This window comes from SAR324 cluster bacterium, assembly GCA_029245725.1.
Lineage (GTDB): Bacteria > SAR324 > SAR324 > SAR324 > NAC60-12 > JCVI-SCAAA005.
The window spans coordinates 1-4,026 of sequence record JAQWOT010000190.1; the positions used below are offsets into that span (position 1 = coordinate 1).

Below are 4,026 nucleotides of genomic sequence, written 5' to 3' on the forward strand. Positions count from 1 at the left end.
ACCTGCTTCCACAGTATCATTGGTGGGAAAAGCTTTCTCATGATTGAGTTTCCCATCTTCAAAATCTTGTTTTAGTTTTAGTGTTCCTTGAGTTTTTTGCTCGATTTCTTTTGAGAGGAGAACTTCCTGGGTGGATTCAAATAACGATTTCATGCGCCCCTGAGGCTAGCACTGCCGAGTTGGGTTTCTAGGCTGGCTTCCAATTGCGCAATGTTCTGCTGCTCAATCTCCAACACGTGTTTATAAGCTTTGATCAATCTCAGCAATTCCTCAGCATCAGCTTCAGACCATCGAAGTTGATCTGGTTCAGATCCAAGGATGGCGTTGATTCGAAAGCGCATCACATCAACCAGGGGGAGATGAGTTGTACACTTTGAGGAGTATTTATCCAAGAAACGCCGGATATTGATCAATGCATCTGACTGCCAATCCTTAATATCACTCATCATGGGATTTCTCGTGGAGTCTTTTAAGAACGGAGTCGACAGCTTCTTCCCACATCATAGGCAGAGAACCTGTTAATTCTTGGTAACGTTGAGTTGAAAGTACTGAGTAAGCGGGCCGTGGAGCAGGCAAAGGATATTGATGTGTTTGAATTGGAGTGACCTTTGGCAGGGTCTGGACTAGGCCCATTTCATGAGCTTGTTTTATCGTGTAATTTGCTAACTCGAACCAACTACAGGAGTTCAAACCTCCGAAGTGAATATAATTTTTCACATCCGCTCTGATGAGTTTGCAAAGGGCCAAAGCCAAATCTCTAGTCCAAGTAGGTGAACCGAATTGATCTGAAATGACTCTGATTTCATCTCTTTCTCGTGCCAGTCGGAGCATTGTTCGAACAAAATTATTGCTGTGTGCAGCAAAGAGCCAAGATGTCCTGACTATTAGCCAATCAGAATCACTCACTTCAATTCTAGCTTCCCCGTCACGCTTGCTTTTCCCATATACCCCAAGCGGTGCTGTATAGTTCGATTCAGTGACAGGGGTACTGTTGCTCCCATCAAAAACAAAATCTGTGGACAAATGAACGATCTTCACCCCAGATCGATGACAAGCTTTCGCCAATTTGCCAACACTAATTCCGTTGACATGGAATGCGAGAGACAATTCCGTTTCTGCCTTATCGACCTTTGTGTACGCCGCGCAGTTCAGCAGGATATAAGGTCGATAGTTTTTGATAATGCTCTCTACCTGGTCCTGATTCGTAATGTCCAATTCTTTACGAGGGGGAACATAACACTCGAATTCTGGGAATTGATCCAAAACAGACAAAAAGTCTTTAGCTAACATACCCTCGCCACCTGTTAGCAAAATCTTCATACCGAAACCAATGACTGAAGACTTTCTCGTAGAGAATTTAACTGAGATTTCATCACTGTGCGCAGATCTAAAAGAACATTATCTTTCTGGATCACCCCAACAATGGCAGGGCTTCTAGAGCGAAGCTTTTGGTGAATTTCTGAAGCTGAAAATTTTTTATGGTGCAAGCAAAGAGCTGCAGAAGGTAATTTCACTTCAGGTATTCCTCCTCCTCCAGCCATAGATTCATTTTCATGAACGGTCAATTTCCATTCAGGGCTGATAGAAAGTTTACTATGCAGATCAATCACATATCCGAGAATCTCTTCTTTGGTTCTTTCAAGAAATTCAAGAGTAGGAATTTTTTGAACAACATTACTCATGTTCCCGTAAGCAGTAAGGGTCTGTTCCAGCAAACAGAGAGAAGCCTTATCAAGACGGACCGTACGATAGAGTGGATGATTCCTCATTTTCTCCAAAAGAATTTTTCTCCCAAGAACAATGCCTGCCTGGGGGCCTCCTAGAAGCTTGTCTCCGCTGAAACACATCATGTCAACTTCAGTTGTGATTTCCTGTTGCACTGTAGGAACATGCTTTAGTTCTGGTTGTTGAAATCGATAAAAAGTTCCACTGCCCCAATCATACAGAGTTGGAATCTCAACTGTTTTCGACCATTTAACCAATTCGTTTAAAGGAACTTCTTCAGTGAATCCCTGGATGGAGTAGTTAGAGGGGTGCACCTTGAGGACAGCTACGGTTCTTTCACTGAGGCTATTTTGATAATCGCTGAGGCGAGTTCTATTTGTTGTGCCAACTTCAATCAGCTTTGCCCCAGCTTCCCTGAGGATGTCTGGAATCCTAAAGGATCCACCAATTTCAACCAGCTCACCTCTTGAAACCAAAACCTCTCCCCCTTTACAGAGGGCTTTCATCATCAGAAAAACTGCTGCTGCATTGTTATTAACAACAATTGCTGATTCGGCCTTGCTGAGATTACACAACAGACTTTCAATGCGATGCATCCTCTGTCCTCTTTTACCGGATGCCAAGTCCAATTCAAGGTCAGAATATTGGGATAATGATCGGATGGCCTGAGCTAGGTGTCCTTCACTAAGTGGGGCTCTGCCCAAATTGGTATGGAGCACAATGCCAGTGGCGTTAATGACTGGGGAAAGTTGTGTAGGCTTTCTTTGAGTGAATCTCTTTTTTGCTTGGGACAGAATTCCTATCCGAGAGCACATCCACTCAGGGAGATCACTCTCGGAGGAACATTGATTGTAGTTTAGTCGTAAGTCTTCTAACCAAGCTTCGATTTGCCTACGCTGCAATTTTACGTTTGTAAGACCAGCCTGTGATAGGGTCAGCTCAATTTCCTGGATCGACGGGAGATTATGATACCAGGAAAACATGATTAGCTAACATTAGATACTACAGTCTTTTCATCCGGTTGTAATTCAACTTGATCGTCAGAAACATTAGCACTTCTATTCATGGATGAATTGATTTCGGAAACCTCAGCTTCCAGTTTGGAAGATGATTGTTCTTCTTTACTTGCATCACTCATAGCAGGTTGCTTCTTCTGAGTACGAGTCGTCTTGGAGGCGGTCTTTCTGGTTCCACGCTTCGCTGATTTTGGCATCTCTACCACAGGGGCTAAGGAATCAGGTTGCTCCTCCAAATTTACTTCTAGCGTTTGATCTGATAGATCTGCAGATTCAGAGTTTGCTGAATCTTCCAAATTTTTCTCCCCATTGCCAGGGGGTTCAGGTGACTGCAACTCTTCGCTAGTAGTTTCCTCAGTTGGATTTTCAATCTCACCATTCTCATCCCCTGAGTCTTCAGGTGCTTTTTCAGTAATTGCCTCAGACTCTGTAGCTGCAGAATCTTCAGAAAGTTTCGACTCGTCTGAAATGAAGTTTTCTTCGGAGAGAGGGATTACCTTGCGCTCTGAGGAAGGATCCAAAATCTTTGTCTCTTCGGAGTCTGTCTGGGCAGATGACTGGTCTGGGACAGTAGATTCGTTCTCTTTGGAAAGCATCAAGTTTTCGAAGGGCTTGGTTGTCTCTGAAGATTCTTGAGCGCTGTTGTCTACTATTGAATGTTCCGTCGAAGTCAAGTCCTGTGAACCCCACTCTAGGACTTCGACGGAAAGTGCGTTTCCCAGGGTTTCTTTTGCTGCATGTTGATGGAGCAAATTTCCTTGGGCGTCAATATGAGTGCTGCTGAAAACGATGGTATGAGGGGGAAGCGTCCTCAGTTTTCTCTGCCAAGAGGAAATAGGCAGGGGTTGCCACGGGGAGTCATCCTCCTTTCCATTTTTCTCATGGACGCTGCTGTAGACTGTCCAACCTGCCGAACGTTTTGCTTTGGGTGGAGGTTCTTCAAACTCATCTGTTGGAGCAACATTTTCATCTTCTTCAGCAACGTTATCATCCTGTTGATCTAGTTGATCATCTGATGACTCATCGTTGAAATCAGGACGTCCACGACCTCGGCCTCTACCTCTGCCACGATTTCTTGAGCGAGATTTTTGTTGTTTGCTTTCATCCTCCTCGTCTTCGTTGCCTGAATTGTTTTCAGCGACTGATTCAAGAGGATTAGCCACCTCTTCTAAAAGTGTATCTTCCAGTTCCTCATTTTGCTCTTTAGCAGGATGAGGTTCTTTGTGGATGCGGAAATCTCTTCGTGCTCTTGCTCTGAAATCACGATTTCGATAAGCCTCACGGG

4 protein-coding genes are annotated in these 4,026 nt (G+C 44.2%); all 4 read right to left on the bottom strand.

The window, feature by feature from the left end:
* Nucleotides 1-149: 149 nt before the first annotated feature.
* Nucleotides 150-449, bottom strand: a complete 300-nt coding sequence (locus tag P8O70_10150) for a hypothetical protein (protein MDG2197232.1) — start codon at nucleotides 447-449, stop codon at nucleotides 150-152.
* Nucleotides 439-1,320 carry a dTDP-4-dehydrorhamnose reductase gene (gene rfbD, locus P8O70_10155; GenBank protein MDG2197233.1) on the bottom strand — a complete coding sequence of 294 codons (882 nt, stop codon included), beginning with the start codon at nucleotides 1,318-1,320 and terminating at the stop codon, nucleotides 439-441. The genes P8O70_10150 and rfbD overlap by 11 nt, the downstream gene beginning before the upstream one ends.
* On the bottom strand, nucleotides 1,317-2,708 hold the full coding sequence (gene selA / locus P8O70_10160) for an L-seryl-tRNA(Sec) selenium transferase (GenBank protein ID MDG2197234.1): 1,392 nt from the start codon (nucleotides 2,706-2,708) through the stop codon (nucleotides 1,317-1,319). The genes rfbD and selA overlap by 4 nt, the downstream gene beginning before the upstream one ends.
* Before the next feature lie 2 nt (nucleotides 2,709-2,710).
* On the bottom strand, nucleotides 2,711-4,026 hold a 1,316-nt coding region (locus tag P8O70_10165; GenBank protein ID MDG2197235.1), incomplete at its 5' end, for a hypothetical protein.

Excerpts from the sequence above, each read along its gene's own strand:
- rfbD (MDG2197233.1), bottom strand. The coding sequence starts at position 1,320 with ATGAAGATTTTGCTAACAGGTGGCGAGGGTATGTTAGCTAAAGACTTT.
- P8O70_10150 (MDG2197232.1), bottom strand. The coding sequence starts at position 449 with ATGATGAGTGATATTAAGGATTGGCAGTCAGATGCATTGATCAATATC.
- selA (MDG2197234.1), bottom strand. The coding sequence starts at position 2,708 with ATGTTTTCCTGGTATCATAATCTCCCGTCGATCCAGGAAATTGAGCTG.